The organism is Pokkaliibacter sp. MBI-7 (genome assembly GCF_029846635.1).
Lineage (GTDB): Bacteria > Pseudomonadota > Gammaproteobacteria > Pseudomonadales > Balneatricaceae > Pokkaliibacter.
Genome location: NZ_JARVTG010000002.1, coordinates 1,240,108 through 1,253,791, shown reverse-complemented (window position 1 = coordinate 1,253,791; position 13,684 = coordinate 1,240,108). Strand labels below are relative to the sequence as shown.

Here is a 13,684-nt window from a genome sequence, read left to right as displayed (position 1 = left end):
AGAAAGGAATAGCCATGACTATTGAAATCAAGGCACCTACGTTTCCAGAATCCGTAGCTGACGGCACCGTCGCTACTTGGCACAAACAACCAGGTCAGGCGGTAGCCCGCGATGAACTGATTGTCGATATCGAGACCGACAAAGTGGTTCTTGAAGTGGTTGCGCCTGCTGATGGCGTAATCAAGGAAATCTTCAAAGGCGAGGGCGACACTGTCCTCAGCGCTGAAGTGATTGCGATTTTCGAAGAAGGCGCCGCTGCGTCTGCCGCACCTGCTGCAGCTACTCCTGCTGAGGCATCTGCACCTGCTGCTGCCGCTGAAGAAGTCAGTGACGAATCAGGTTTCGGTCCTGCAGTACGTAAGCTGCTGGATGAGAACAACCTGAAAGCTGCTGATATCAAGGGCACTGGCAAGGGTGGTCGCATCACCAAGGAAGATGTACTGAACCATCTGAAGAACAAGCCAGCTGCACCTGCTGCCGCTGCTGTACCTGCCGCTGTTGTTGAAGTCGCCGCCGGTCCTCGCGTTGAGAAACGTGTACCGATGACCCGCCTGCGTGCCACCATCGCCAAGCGTCTGGTGGAAGCACAGCAGAGCGCCGCCATGTTGACTACCTATAACGAAGTCAACATGAAGCCGGTCATGGAGCTGCGTAGCCGATACAAAGACCTGTTCGAGAAAACCCACAATGGCGTGCGTCTGGGCTTCATGTCCTTCTTCGTCAAAGCGGCAACTGAAGCGCTGAAGCGTTTCCCTGCGGTTAACGCCTCTCTGGATGGCAATGACATCGTGTACCACGGTTATCAGGACATCGGCGTTGCCGTATCGACTGAGCGTGGCCTGGTCGTACCTGTACTGCGTGATACTGATGACATGGGCCTGGCTGATGTTGAACGTACCATCAATGACTTCGCCAAGCGCGGCCGTGAAGGCAAGCTGGGCATGGAAGACATGCAGGGCGGCACCTTCACTATCACCAACGGTGGTGTGTTCGGTTCATTGATGTCTACTCCCATCCTGAACCCGCCACAGACCGCTATCCTGGGTATGCACAAGATCCAGGAACGCCCAATGGCCGTTAATGGTCAGGTCGTTATTCTGCCGATGATGTATCTGGCACTGTCTTACGATCACCGTCTGATCGATGGTAAAGAAGCAGTACAGTTCCTGGTGACCATCAAAGACCTGCTGGAAGATCCCGCTCGTCTGCTGCTGGACATCTGATCCGTTACACACATTGACTAATACAGGAATGAAATGATGTCAGAGAAATTTGACGTAGTTGTCATTGGTGCTGGCCCTGGTGGATATGTTGCTGCCATTCGTGCTGCCCAGTTGGGTCTGAAGACCGCATGTGTGGAAAAGTGGATCGACGCCAGTGGTAAGCCCAAACTGGGTGGTACCTGCCTGAACGTTGGCTGTATTCCTTCCAAAGCGCTGCTGGATTCTACTCACAAGTTTGAGGAAGCCAGTCACGGCTTTGATGTTCACGGTATTTCCGTGGGCGAAGTGAAAATGGACGTTCCTGCGATGGTTAAGCGCAAGAACCAGATCGTTGACAATCTGACAGGCGGTATCGCTGGCCTGTTCAAGGCCAACGGTGTGACCTCCATCCAGGGTACCGGTAAGCTGCTGTCTGGCAAGAAAGTCGAAGTGACTGACAAAGACGGTAAAGTGACCGTAGTTGAAGCTGGTAGCGTTATCCTGGCTTCTGGTTCGGTCCCTGTGAACATTCCTCCTGCGCCCATGAACGGCGACACCATCGTCGACAACGTTGGCGCACTGGATTTCCAGGAAGTACCTAAGCGTCTGGGCGTGATTGGTGCTGGTGTTATCGGTCTGGAGCTGGGTTCTGTATGGCGCCGTCTGGGCTCTGAAGTCATCGTACTGGAAGCTATGAATGACTTCCTGTCTCTGTGCGATGTCGACATGAGCAAAGAAGCCATGAAGCTGTTCAAGAAGCAGGGGCTGGACGTACGTCTGGGTGCCCGTGTGACTGGCAGCGAAGTGAACGGCAGCGAAGTAACCGTCAAGTACACCGACGCTAATGGTGAGCAGTCTGTTGTAGTGGACAAACTGATTGTCGCTGTTGGCCGTCGTCCTTACACCGAAGGCCTGCTGGCAGGTGATGCTGGTGTGGTGCTGGATGAGCGCGGCTTCATCAAGGTTGATGATCAGTGTGCTACCAGCGTGCCTGGCGTATTCGCCATCGGTGATATCGTTCGCGGCCCGATGCTGGCTCACAAAGCGTCCGAAGAGGGCATCATGGTTGCAGACATCATCGCTGGCCATAAAGCCCAGATGAACTATGACCTGATCCCCTCTGTTATCTACACTCACCCTGAGCTGGCGTGGGTTGGTAAGAACGAGCAGCAGCTGAAAGCTGAAGGCGTTAAGTTCAAAGTCGGTAAATTCCCCTTCGCTGCCTCTGGTCGTGCGATGGCTGCGAATGATACCGATGGTTTCGTCAAACTGATCGCTGACGAAGAAACCGACCGCATTCTGGGTTGCCACATCATCGGCGGTCACGCCGCTGACCTGATTGCTCAGGCTGTGGTTGCCATGGAGTTCGGTTCAAGCGCGGAAGACATCGCTCTGACTGTCTTCGCTCACCCAACCGTGAGTGAAGCAGTTCATGAAGCAGCGCTGGCTGTTGACGGTCACGCGATTCACATCGCCAACCGCAAGCGTAAGTAATACAGGAGCTGGCATATGCCAGTTCGGGATCAGATCCCGTTTTCGGCTGGTGGCAACATCAGCCGATCACCAGAAAGAGGAATGGCAGAGCAGGGCAATTGCCTTGTGAGCCATCCTCTTGCTGGGACAAGCCAGGTAGCAGACATCAGATCTGCTGTATCTAGGACAGTACACACTTAAACGGTAGCAAGCATGAATCTTCACGAGTACCAGGCAAAACAATTGTTTGCCGAATACGGCCTGCCGGTATCCAAGGGTTTCGCCGTGGATACACCGGAAGCGGCTGCAGAAGCCTGCCAGAAAATTGGCGGAGATATGTGGGTAGTGAAAGCACAGGTGCACGCTGGTGGCCGCGGTAAGGCCGGTGGTGTGAAACTGATCAAGTCTCCTGCTGAAGCTCAGGAGTTCGCTGCCAAATGGTTGGGCCAGCGTTTGGTTACTTACCAAACAGACGAAAAAGGTCAGCCTGTTTCCAAGATTCTGGTAGAAAACTGCACCGATATCGCCAGAGAACTGTATCTGGGCGCGGTGGTAGACCGTTCTACTCGTCGCATCGTCTTCATGGCTTCCACTGAAGGTGGTGTGGAAATCGAGAAAGTTGCTGAAGAAACTCCCGAAAAGATTCTGAAAGCAACCATCGATCCTCTGGTAGGCGCTCAGCCTTATCAGGCGCGTGAACTGGCTTTCCAACTGGGCCTCGAAGGCGACCAGATCAAGCAGTTCACCAAAGTATTCATGGGTCTGGCCAAAATGTTCCAGGACTATGACTTTGCTCTGCTGGAGATCAACCCTCTGGTTATCACCGAGCAAGGCAACCTGCACTGCCTGGACGGCAAGATCAACATCGACAGCAACGCTGTATACCGTCAGCCCAAACTGCAGGCTTTCCACGATCCTTCACAGGAAGATGCTCGTGAAGCTCACGCTGCTGAATGGCAGCTGAACTATGTTGCTCTGGACGGCAACATTGGCTGTATGGTTAACGGTGCTGGCCTGGCCATGGGTACCATGGACATCGTCAAACTGCACGGTGGCTTCCCAGCCAACTTCCTGGACGTAGGTGGTGGCGCGACTAAAGAGCGTGTAACCGAAGCGTTCAAGATCATCCTGTCTGACGAAAATGTTAAAGCCGTTCTGGTCAACATCTTCGGTGGTATTGTACGTTGCGACCTGATCGCTGACGGTATTATGGCCGCTGTTAAAGAAGTTGGCGTGAAGATCCCTGTCGTTGTTCGCCTGGAAGGTAACAATGCAGAACTGGGTGCACAGAAACTGGCCGAAAGTGGTATGAACATCATCGCTGCTACCAGCCTGACCGATGCTGCTCAGCAAGTAGTTAAAGCAGCGGAGGGTAAATAATGAGCGTTTTGATCAATAAAGACACCAAAGTGATCTGCCAGGGTTTCACTGGTAGTCAGGGTACTTTCCACTCTGAGCAGGCTCTGGCCTACGGTACTCAGATGGTGGGTGGTGTTACTCCCGGTAAAGGTGGTCAGACTCACCTGGGCCTGCCAGTGTTCAACACTGTCAAGGAAGCAGTGGAAGCCACTGGCGCTGAAGCTTCAGTTATCTACGTTCCTGCTCCTTTCTGCAAAGACTCCATCCTGGAAGCTGCTAACGCTGGTATCAAACTGATCGTTTGTATCACCGAAGGTATTCCTACTCTGGATATGCTGGACGTTAAAGTGAAGTGTGACGAACTGGGTGTGCGCCTGATCGGCCCCAACTGCCCAGGCGTTATCACTCCCGGAGAGTGCAAAATTGGTATCATGCCTGGTCATATCCACCTGCCAGGTAAAGTCGGTATCGTATCTCGCTCCGGCACTCTGACTTATGAAGCAGTCAAGCAGACTACTGACGCTGGTTTCGGTCAGTCTACCTGCGTAGGTATCGGTGGTGACCCCATCCCCGGTTCTAACTTCATCGACATCCTGAAACTGTTCCAGGAAGACCCACAGACCGAAGCGATCGTGATGATCGGTGAAATCGGTGGTACTGCTGAAGAAGAAGCGGCTGCGTTCATCAAAGCCAACGTTACCAAGCCTGTTGTTTCCTATATCGCTGGTGTTACCGCTCCTGCTGGTAAGCGTATGGGTCACGCTGGTGCAATCATCTCTGGCGGCAAAGGTACTGCTGACGAGAAGTTTGCTGCTCTGGAAGACGCTGGTGTTAAAACTGTTCGCTCCCTGGCCGACATCGGCAAGGCGCTGGCTGAACTGACTGGCTGGGCAATGAAGTAATCCTTCTCCACCAGTAAGAACAGCGAGCCCTGTGCTCAGATGCCAGTCAGCATTGCTGACTGGCATTTTTGTTTTCTGAGAGGGTGCTTTTGTCTGGGCTCATGCAAGAGTACAGCACTCGTTCATTTCCCGTTGTGAATGGCCCATCAACCTGTCTGTGTCGTGACAGGGTTGGAACGTCTTCCGCTTCACAAAGGCGTTTGCTGGTTAGTTAGATTGCCTGACCCTGAGCGCTTTCCGGATACTATCCCTCCGTTGCTAGATACCTGTACCCCTTTCAACCTTCCCAATGCCTTTCGTGAGCCGTGCTCGTAGTCAACACTGATCGCAGTGCTCTCATCTGATTCTCACAAGTCATCGCGCAAAGCGCACCTTGTCTAAGCCTGCCTCGCCTTATCACAAATACTTCTCATTTATTTCGGTGCTGAATCGATTCGATCAGACGTTAGTCTAATGGTTGGTAGTTTCTTTGAGATATATCGTAAAACAAGATATATCGTTAAATGGGTTGAGATACTTCAGCACATACCTCTGGCAGTGATCAACACGCTGTTCCCTTTGTTGATGTTCAGTTTGCAGACGCCAGCGAAGCGGGACTTCCAAACTTCAGGAAAGGTACAAAAATAATGAAAATAAACATGAATGACTTTGTCCTACACCCTCCCTTCAACATTACACGTGCCAGTCATGTCGTGCTCAACGTTCGTGATCTGGAGGCCAGCAAGCACTTCTATACTGAGCTGGTTGGACTGGCCATCAGTGATGAGGACACCAGCGCTGTTTACCTCCGGGGCATGGAAGAAAACTGCCACCATAGTCTGGTATTGCGTAAAAGCAGCGAAGCCACCTGCTCACGTATTGGGCTGCGTGTGCAAAGTGCTGATGACATTTACGCCATGCAGGCCTATTTCGAAGCACAGGGCATCGCCTCCAGCCTGGTGGACGTACCTTTCCAGGGGCCAACGCTGCATGTCAGTGACAGCGTGGGTATGCCTCTAGAGTTCTGTGCGTCCATGGAGTTCCGTCCGCGCCTGATGAAGGAGTACAACCTCTATCGCGGTGCGGCCGCACAGCGTCTGGATCACTACCAGATTCAGTCCAACGATGTACGCCGCTCTTTTGAGTTCTATCAGCCCTTGGGGTTCCGCCTCAGTGAATACACCTTCTCCAAACGTGATGACGGTGGTGACAACCTCTGGGGTGTGTGGCTGCAGCGCAAGGGTAACCCCCACGACATCGTTTTCACCAACGGCTTCGGCCCACGCCTGCACCATTTTGCCTACACGCTGCCCGATACCAACGACATGATCCGCGCCTGTGATGTGGCCGGTGCGCTGGGCTACGGCCCACGTCTTGAGCGCGGTCCGGGACGACACGGCATCAGTGGGGCGCTGTTCGTGTATTTCCGCGATCCTGACGGTCATCGCATTGAGCTGTTCAACACTCATTATCAGAACATTGATCTTGAGCCTGCACTGGCATGGGATCTGTCCAACCCCAAGCGTGCTGATCAGTGGGGCATGCCTGCCCAGAATAAATGGTTTGCTGAGGCGACACAGTTCAGTGGTGTCGAGCCCGTCGAGCCGACCCTGAAAGTCGATCCGCCTACGCTGGAGCGCTTGCTGCAGATTGAAGCGGGTTGAGGTAAGGCTGCCCGACAGGCGTCGGGTCGCTTGATGTAAGAGAACATTCCGCTGATCTGTGTAGTGGCTGTCAAATGTCCCAGCATGGTCTGGCCGCATGACGGTGAGTCGGCAGAGTGCTCTTGGCGTGTTAATGCAGTCCCGTAGCTCCGCCCAACGCCACAACAACAACGCTGTTGGGCAGGGTTCACAAAATAACAATAACAACCTCGAAACCATCACATGGGGAGACGCACGCATCATGTCTACGTTGATCAAAAACATAAATTTCCGCATCGCGGTCACCTACGGGCTTGGTGTCATGGCTGCCATGACAGTCAGTGAGGCGGTGACCGAGCTGGGAAATATTGCCAAAGAGTTTCATCCTGACGACCCGTCGAAGATTGGCTGGGTCATGTCTTTACCATCACTGATGGTTGCGCTGGGGGCACTGCTGGCAGGCTTTTTTGTCGATCGCTTCGGTGATCGCCGAGTGCTGTTCACCGGTGCACTGGTCATCATTGTGGGAGATCTGTTCGTTATGTCAGCACCGTCGTTTGAGGTGCTACTGATAGCCCGGGCCTTTACAGGGATAGGTTATGTCATGACCGCAGTCGCTGCCGTCACCTTGCTGATGCGTATCACCAGCGGTAAGCAGCGAACGATGGCAATGGCGCTATGGTCTACCTTTGTGCCCGCCAGTTTTATCCTGCCGTTCCTGTCGGCGGGGTTATCGGCGCACTTTGGTAGCTGGCGTGCGGCGTTTACCGGACACACCCTGGTGACGGTCATCCTGTTACTGCTGGCCTTTATCAGCCTGCCTAAACGCACAGAACAGGATAAGACCACGATTTCCCGTACCCGAGGTCTGGCGTCGGTGTTGCGCTCGCCGCTGCCTTATCTGCTGGGACTGTCGTTTGGTGCGGACGCCTTTCTGCAAACCGGTGTGATTGCGTCCCTGGCGCACTATCTGTCGGACCGTTATGACGTCAGTCAGATGGCGGTTTCCCATCTGAATGTCTTCGCCATGATCTGTAATACCGTCGGTTGTCTGCTGGTGGGCTTCATGCTCAACCGTGGTGTGCGTGCTGTGGCTATCGGAATCACGGGTACTGTACTGATGGGACTCGCCGCACTGGCCCTGTATGCCATGCCGATTGGCTTTTCCGCTTCCATTGCGGCCTCGTGGATCTTTATGCTCGCCAGTGGTCTGCTGGTAGGCATGTGGGCGATGTTGCCGGTCGTTGCACCGTCTCGCGAGAGCACGGGTGCAACCAGCGGGCTGGTGACACAAATCACGCTGGTGGGCGTATTTCTTGGCCCTCCCATGTTCTTCAAGGCGCAGGCCATGGGCTCCATGTCTGAACTGACGCTGATTATCGTGCTGGCCCTGGTGCTCTGTATGTCTGCACTGCCGATCTGGCTGCGCAGTCATCAGGCCAAGCCTGCGGTGGCCGCTGATAACCCTGAGCAGCCGTTTGCTGGTGATAGTCTGGCATCACGTTCCAATGGGTGAGCCCAGCTCGATATTTAAAGGCTGCCCGATGTTTTTAAGACTGAAAGGCGATCAATAAAAGCCATTGGTATTAGCCATGCTCAATGGCAGCAATAAGAGTCAAAACGGTGCTAATTGCCCAAGCTAATGGGTAGGGCAATTTGCACCCTGAAAATGATGATTCTCTATGAAGTACACAGTAATTTGCGAATAGAGCGATAAGTCGTTCTGGATGCTATGAATAAGAATTCAAGTAAAGAAGTCGAATAACGTTTCCGGATTTTGGATTGTCGCCAATTGAATATGCGGAAATAAAAAATATCGAAGGCTGATCCGTAAATAAGAAAGCCAAATAAAAGGGGATGTCGTGATTGATAGTGCGACACCTGAGCTGGAGGAAGAAAAGTATGTTGAATATCGCAATTATCGGTGCCGGCCCTGCCGGTCTCGCTACTGCCCTGCAGCTGCATCAGCAGGGATTCCGGCCACGCCTGTTTGAAACCGTCTCTGAGCTGAAGCCGCTGGGGGTCGGCGTGGATATCAAGCCCTACGCCGTGAAGGAACTAACCGAAATGGGTCTGTACGACGCCTTCCGCGCCATCTCGGTGGAGGCGAAGGAGTCTGTGTTTTACACCGGCTATGGTCAGGAAATTTTCGGTGAAAAATGCGGTCGTCATATGGGCTATGAATATGACCAGCGTTTTGTGCACCGTGGGCATCTGCAGATGATGCTGTACAAGGCAGTGCAGGAGCGTCTCGGTGCTGAGGCAATTACTCTGGGCACACGTTGCACGGGCTTTGAACAAGATGCCGATGGTGTGACGGTTCATTTTGATAACAGTGCTAACCCGGCTGCACCCGCGACGATTCGGGCTGACATCGTGATTGGCGTGGATGGCATTCGCTCAGTGGTGCGCAGCAAGCTGTTGCCTGAATCAAGCCGCTCACACTTCTCGGGTATCACACTGTACCGCGGTGTGACGGTGATGCCTCCGGTCAGGGAAGGCGGCACCATTCTGCATATCGGTGATCCGATTCGCCAGGGCACCCTCATCGTTTATCCCATTCAGGACAATGTCGATGGACAGGGTAATCAGCTGGTGAATTGGGTGATTGAGCAGGGCGAAAAGCCGCAGAGCGAAGAAGACTGGAACCAGGAAGTCGGCGTCAAAGAGATAGAACATGTGTTTGATGATTGCCAGCTGGGCTTTCTGGACATCGGCGAGATGATTCGCAATGCCCGCGAATGCTACCTGTTCCCGTTGATTGATCACGATCCTTTGCCGCAGTGGTCTTTTGGTCGGGTGACTTTGTTGGGTGATGCGGCACACGCCATGTATCCGCGTGGAGGCAACAGCGTCTGCCAGGCTTTTGTAGACGCCCGCACGATTGCAGAACGGCTGGCCACCATCGCCGATCCGGTCGAAGCACTCAAGCAGTACGAGAATGACCGCCGTGAAAAGGTCAACTGGCTGGTGCTGGCGTCTCGCGGAGAAGGCCCGGAAGTGGTCCGTCGCATTGTGGAAGAACGCAGCGGTGGCAGGCCTTTCGACGATATTGAAGACATTTTCCCCCATGAAGAGGCACTTGCCATTTTCAGTGAATACCACGCCAAAGCCGGTATGAAAATTCCTACAGGAAAGGATTCCAGTCAACCAGGTAAATACAAATCGGTCTTTGCTGTTAATCAGTAGTGCAGTCTTTCACTAAGAGAAAAATATTCAATTCGGGGAAGGCTAGCTGCTATTCGCAGTTGGTCCATAAATGATAGTCAGCGAATATCGCCGGATAAAAATAGCTGACGTATTCCGTTTTTAATGCAAGAAATGTTTATACAAAAGGGAAGTTAATTATGGCTAACACCAAAAAAATCATTGATGCCAATATGCACTGGTTACCCGGTGAATTGTTCTCCGATAAAAAACTGCTGAATTCCTTCCTGAATTGCGTGCCCCGTCAATACGGCGTACACACCCGGGTAGAAAAGATCGAAGGTAAAGACCTGCATCAGCTGATCGTTGAGCAGCCCAAGGGCTACATTAACCTGAACTACGCTGAAGGCCAGTACACGCTGGAAAGCCAGCTGGCTGATATGGAAAAAGCCGGTGTGGATCATGCCATCTTCCGTTTGCCTGTGTGGCAGGAGTGGCTGGATCTGGAGACCTGCAAGGAAGTCAACTCGCGCATGGCTGACTACGTCAAACGCAGTGATGGCCATATGTCTGCGCTGGCGGTCGTGCCCCCTTACGGCACTGATGAATGCCTGCGTGAGGTCGACCGTTGCCTGAACGAACTTGGCTTTCGTGGGGCGCAGATTGTCGCTCACTATGGTCAGGTCTACCTGGATGACCCGCTTTTCCGCCCGTACCTGAAGTTCCTCAATGACCTGAAGGTGCCTGTAGTGGTGCACCATACACCGCTGCCAGTGGACTACAACTCGGTGCTGCCTTACACCAATCAGCGCCGTCAGTTCGGCCGCTGTATTGATCAGGCGACCGCAGTAGGCCGTGAGCTGTTCAGTGGCATGTTCGATGAACTGCCCAACCTCAAGTTTATCCACTCCATGCTGGGTGGTGCCTTCTATGCGTTTGCCGACATGCTGGTTCCGCCACAGCACAAGTTCAACGATACGGTTGATCGCTTCCAGGCCACCACTGGCAATCTGCGTGACCATCTGCATAACAATATCTTCTTTGACACTTCAGGTGCGCCGCAGTGGGGTAAGGCCCAACTGGAAGCCGCCGTCAAAGTGGTGGGCAGCACCAACATCCTTTACGGCAGTTCTTATCCTATCCGCAAGGACTGGTTCTTCACCGGTATCGAGACCATTGAGTCGCTGAATATCAGTGACGAAGACAAGGCCAACATCCTCGGTGGCAATGCCACTCGCATGTTCAATCTGGACTGATTGTTATCCAGCAGCCAGACAGTGGGCAGAGCGCCTGCTGTCCTGGCTGACCTCTCTGCAACCGCGTGTGCAGGGCTGATGCCTGCCACCTGTCATCGGGTGTAAGCCCTTATCCATCGATTCAGTCAGCCCGCCATCTGGCAGGCATCTGCCTGAGCAGACACAGGAGCCGGAAATTTGGAGGCCGATATGAAGCAAAGCCGATTTGTGACCTTTTCCACTGCAACAGGGCAGGGCTACGGAGTGGTGACGGAGCAGGGCATCGTCAACCTGAGCCAGCGCCATGGCCAGCAATGGCCCTCCTTACGTGAAGTGATTGCCGCAGGGGCTTTGCCCTTGCTGGCAGAAGAGGCGGCAACACTGACTGCGGATCTGCCATTGACCGCTGTGACGCTGGAGATCCCGATTCCGGCACCGGAAAAGATTATCTGCGTAGGGGTGAATTACCCCAGCCGCAATGAAGAATACAAGGATGGTCAGGATGCGCCTGCCAATCCTTCCCTGTTTATCCGCTTTCCGCGCTCTTTCACCGGGCATCAGCAACCGCTGCAACGACCGGCAGAGAGTGAGCAGCTGGATTATGAAGGCGAGATCGCCATCGTTATCGGCAAAACCGGTCGACGTATTGCAGAGACAGATGCGCTATCCCATATCGCCGCGCTGACACTGTGTAATGAGGGCACGCTGCGCGACTGGGTGCGGCATGCCAAATTCAACGTCACTCAGGGTAAGAACTTTGATCACTCTGGCTCCATGGGCCCCTGGCTGGTGCCCTTTGTGGATGAAGTGCAGCTGGCAGATATCCAGCTGGAAACCCGTGTCAACGGCGAAGTCCGGCAGCGGGATCGCACCAGTCGCATGCTGTTCCCGTTCCGCCAGATCATCAGTTATATCTCGACTTTCACGACTCTGATACCGGGCGACATCATCGTGACCGGTACGCCCACAGGCGCGGGCGCGCGCTTTGATCTGCCACGCTGGCTTAAGCCCGGTGACGTAGTCGAAGTAGAAGCTGAGGGGATCGGTCTGCTGCGCAACATCGTTGCGGATGAGGGGTGAACTATGCTCAGTCGTGATGACATTGCTGCCGCCGTTGCTCGCCTTGATCAGGCAGAACAGAGCCGGATACAGACTGGCCTGCTGTCACTCCAACACCCACAAATGACGCTGGATGATGCCTACGCTGTGCAGAATGCCTGGGTGCAGCAGAAGCTGGCTGCCGGACGGCAAATCATCGGCTGGAAAATCGGCCTGACATCCAAAGCCATGCAGTACGCCTTGAATATCGATACACCTGACTCCGGAGTGCTGTTTGACGACATGTTGTTTGACGACGGCGCAACTATATCAGCACAGCGTTTTATCCAGCCGCGGATTGAGGCCGAGATTGCTTTCATCATGAAGCAGCCGTTGCGCGGGCCACATATCAGTGTGATCGACGTGCTGCGTGCGACCGACTATGTCACGCCTGCTCTGGAAATACTCGATACCCGCATCCTGCGCAGCGACCCCGAGACGGGTAAGGCCCGTACCATCGTTGATACTGTCTCTGACAATGCCGCCAACGCCGGCGTTGTGCTGGGTGGTCGGGCCATGCGTGTTGATGAGCTGGATCTGCGCTGGATGGGGGCCATCGTTTCCCGCAATGCCATCGTGGAAGAGACGGGGCTCGGCGCCGGTGTACTGAATCATCCTGCGCGCGGTATTGCCTGGCTAGCGAACCGACTGGCGCAATATGGCGAAGGTCTTGAGGCCGGACAGATTGTGCTGGCAGGCTCCTTTATCCGACCGGTGGAAGCACGTCACGGCGATACCATCGTTGCAGACTATGGCCCTTACGGGTCGGTCAGTTGTTTCTTTGAGTGAGGTTGTTCATGCCTGCCCCCCGAAATACATTCAAACAGGCGCTGCGTGAACAGCGTGCGCAAATTGGTTTGTGGCTCGCCCTGACCAGTCCCTATACCGCCGAAATCTTTGCCGGTGCCGGCTTTGACTGGTTGCTGCTGGACGGTGAACATGCTCCCAACGACATCCCGTTGCTGGCCGCACAGTTACAGGCCATGCAGGGGGCAGCCACACAGGCGGTGGTCAGAGCGCCCATGGGTGAGAGCTGGCTGCTCAAGCAGATTCTCGATATCGGTGCGCAGACCTTGCTGATCCCTATGGTTGAATCTGCCGTTCAGGCTCGTGAGCTGGTGCGTGCTGTGCGTTATCCGCCGCACGGCATTCGGGGTGTAGGTGCAGCACTGGCGCGGGCATCAGCCTTCAATCGTATTCCTGACTATTTGCAGACGGCCAATGATGAAATATGCCTGCTTCTCCAGATTGAAAGCCGCGCTGGTCTGGCAGCGCTTGATGAGATTGCTGCGACAGACGGGGTGGACGGTGTGTTCGTTGGCCCGGCAGATCTGGCGGCGGATATGGGGTTTCTTGGCCAGCCCGGCGCCCCTGAGGTGCAGGCGGCGGTGGAGGCGGCATTACGGCAGATCCAGACCCATGGTAAGGCGGCGGGGATACTGACTGCTGATCCAGCATTAGCTAAAGGTTATCTGCAGCTGGGGGCCACCTTCGTAGCGGTGGGCAGTGACGTGGGTTTACTGGTGAAGGAAAGCGCACGACTGGCAGCGGAGTTCAAGCAGCTTCAGGTAAGCCGGAGCGAAGACTCAACGTACTGAACGTGCTGGATTGAACCACTCTGCGAGCGCCAGGGAAGGCTGTTATTT

General features: G+C 54.2%; 11 protein-coding genes. All 11 read left to right on the top strand.

The features are described 5' to 3' along the window. Nucleotides 1-14: 14 nt before the first annotated feature. The 11 genes from odhB (at nt 15) to hpaI (ending at nt 13,636) form a co-directional block, all read left to right on the top strand. Nucleotides 15-1,223, top strand: a complete 1,209-nt coding sequence (odhB, locus tag QCD60_RS25390) for a 2-oxoglutarate dehydrogenase complex dihydrolipoyllysine-residue succinyltransferase (RefSeq protein ID WP_279789679.1) — start codon at nt 15-17, stop codon at nt 1,221-1,223. Nucleotides 1,224-1,259: 36 nt separating this feature from the next. Further along, complete coding sequence (gene lpdA / locus QCD60_RS25385) at nt 1,260-2,696, top strand: dihydrolipoyl dehydrogenase (RefSeq protein ID WP_104151590.1); 1,437 nt, start codon at nt 1,260-1,262, stop codon at nt 2,694-2,696. A gap of 192 nt (nt 2,697-2,888) precedes the next feature. Then, complete coding sequence (gene sucC, locus QCD60_RS25380) at nt 2,889-4,055, top strand: ADP-forming succinate--CoA ligase subunit beta (RefSeq protein WP_104151589.1); 1,167 nt, start codon at nt 2,889-2,891, stop codon at nt 4,053-4,055. Then, on the top strand, nt 4,055-4,936 hold the full coding sequence (gene sucD, locus QCD60_RS25375) for a succinate--CoA ligase subunit alpha (RefSeq protein WP_104151588.1): 882 nt from the start codon (nt 4,055-4,057) through the stop codon (nt 4,934-4,936). The genes sucC and sucD overlap by 1 nt, the downstream gene beginning before the upstream one ends. A 638-nt stretch (nt 4,937-5,574) precedes the next feature. Next, nucleotides 5,575-6,579 (top strand): 3,4-dihydroxyphenylacetate 2,3-dioxygenase, encoded by a 1,005-nt coding sequence (gene hpaD / locus QCD60_RS25370; protein ID WP_279789676.1) that lies wholly within the window; start codon nt 5,575-5,577, stop codon nt 6,577-6,579. A 241-nt stretch (nt 6,580-6,820) separates the two neighbouring features. Beyond that, nucleotides 6,821-8,074 (top strand): MFS transporter, encoded by a 1,254-nt coding sequence (locus QCD60_RS25365; protein ID WP_279789674.1) that lies wholly within the window; start codon nt 6,821-6,823, stop codon nt 8,072-8,074. 386 nt (nt 8,075-8,460) lie between these two features. Then, nucleotides 8,461-9,747 (top strand): FAD-dependent monooxygenase, encoded by a 1,287-nt coding sequence (locus QCD60_RS25360; protein WP_279789672.1) that lies wholly within the window; start codon nt 8,461-8,463, stop codon nt 9,745-9,747. Nucleotides 9,748-9,905: 158 nt separating this feature from the next. Beyond that, complete coding sequence (locus QCD60_RS25355; protein ID WP_279789669.1) at nt 9,906-10,961, top strand: amidohydrolase family protein; 1,056 nt, start codon at nt 9,906-9,908, stop codon at nt 10,959-10,961. A gap of 189 nt (nt 10,962-11,150) precedes the next feature. Next, nucleotides 11,151-12,020 (top strand): fumarylacetoacetate hydrolase family protein, encoded by an 870-nt coding sequence (locus QCD60_RS25350; protein ID WP_279789667.1) that lies wholly within the window; start codon nt 11,151-11,153, stop codon nt 12,018-12,020. 3 nt (nt 12,021-12,023) lie between these two features. Further along, a complete protein-coding gene (gene hpaH, locus QCD60_RS25345; RefSeq protein WP_279789665.1) occupies nt 12,024-12,827 on the top strand; it encodes a 2-oxo-hept-4-ene-1,7-dioate hydratase in 804 nt (267 codons plus the stop codon). Between the two features lie 8 nt (nt 12,828-12,835). After that, the gene (hpaI, locus tag QCD60_RS25340; RefSeq protein ID WP_279789663.1) at nt 12,836-13,636 is read left to right on the top strand and encodes a 4-hydroxy-2-oxoheptanedioate aldolase; all 801 of its coding nucleotides are present in this window, start codon (nt 12,836-12,838) and stop codon (nt 13,634-13,636) included. Nucleotides 13,637-13,684: the final 48 nt, after the last annotated feature.

Coding starts and splice junctions, on each gene's coding strand:
- odhB (WP_279789679.1), top strand. CDS start 15: ATGACTATTGAAATCAAGGCACCTACGTTTCCAGAATCCGTAGCTGAC.
- lpdA (WP_104151590.1), top strand. CDS start 1,260: ATGTCAGAGAAATTTGACGTAGTTGTCATTGGTGCTGGCCCTGGTGGA.
- sucC (WP_104151589.1), top strand. CDS start 2,889: ATGAATCTTCACGAGTACCAGGCAAAACAATTGTTTGCCGAATACGGC.
- sucD (WP_104151588.1), top strand. CDS start 4,055: ATGAGCGTTTTGATCAATAAAGACACCAAAGTGATCTGCCAGGGTTTC.
- hpaD (WP_279789676.1), top strand. CDS start 5,575: ATGAATGACTTTGTCCTACACCCTCCCTTCAACATTACACGTGCCAGT.
- QCD60_RS25365 (WP_279789674.1), top strand. CDS start 6,821: ATGTCTACGTTGATCAAAAACATAAATTTCCGCATCGCGGTCACCTAC.
- QCD60_RS25360 (WP_279789672.1), top strand. CDS start 8,461: ATGTTGAATATCGCAATTATCGGTGCCGGCCCTGCCGGTCTCGCTACT.
- QCD60_RS25355 (WP_279789669.1), top strand. CDS start 9,906: ATGGCTAACACCAAAAAAATCATTGATGCCAATATGCACTGGTTACCC.
- QCD60_RS25350 (WP_279789667.1), top strand. CDS start 11,151: ATGAAGCAAAGCCGATTTGTGACCTTTTCCACTGCAACAGGGCAGGGC.
- hpaH (WP_279789665.1), top strand. CDS start 12,024: ATGCTCAGTCGTGATGACATTGCTGCCGCCGTTGCTCGCCTTGATCAG.
- hpaI (WP_279789663.1), top strand. CDS start 12,836: ATGCCTGCCCCCCGAAATACATTCAAACAGGCGCTGCGTGAACAGCGT.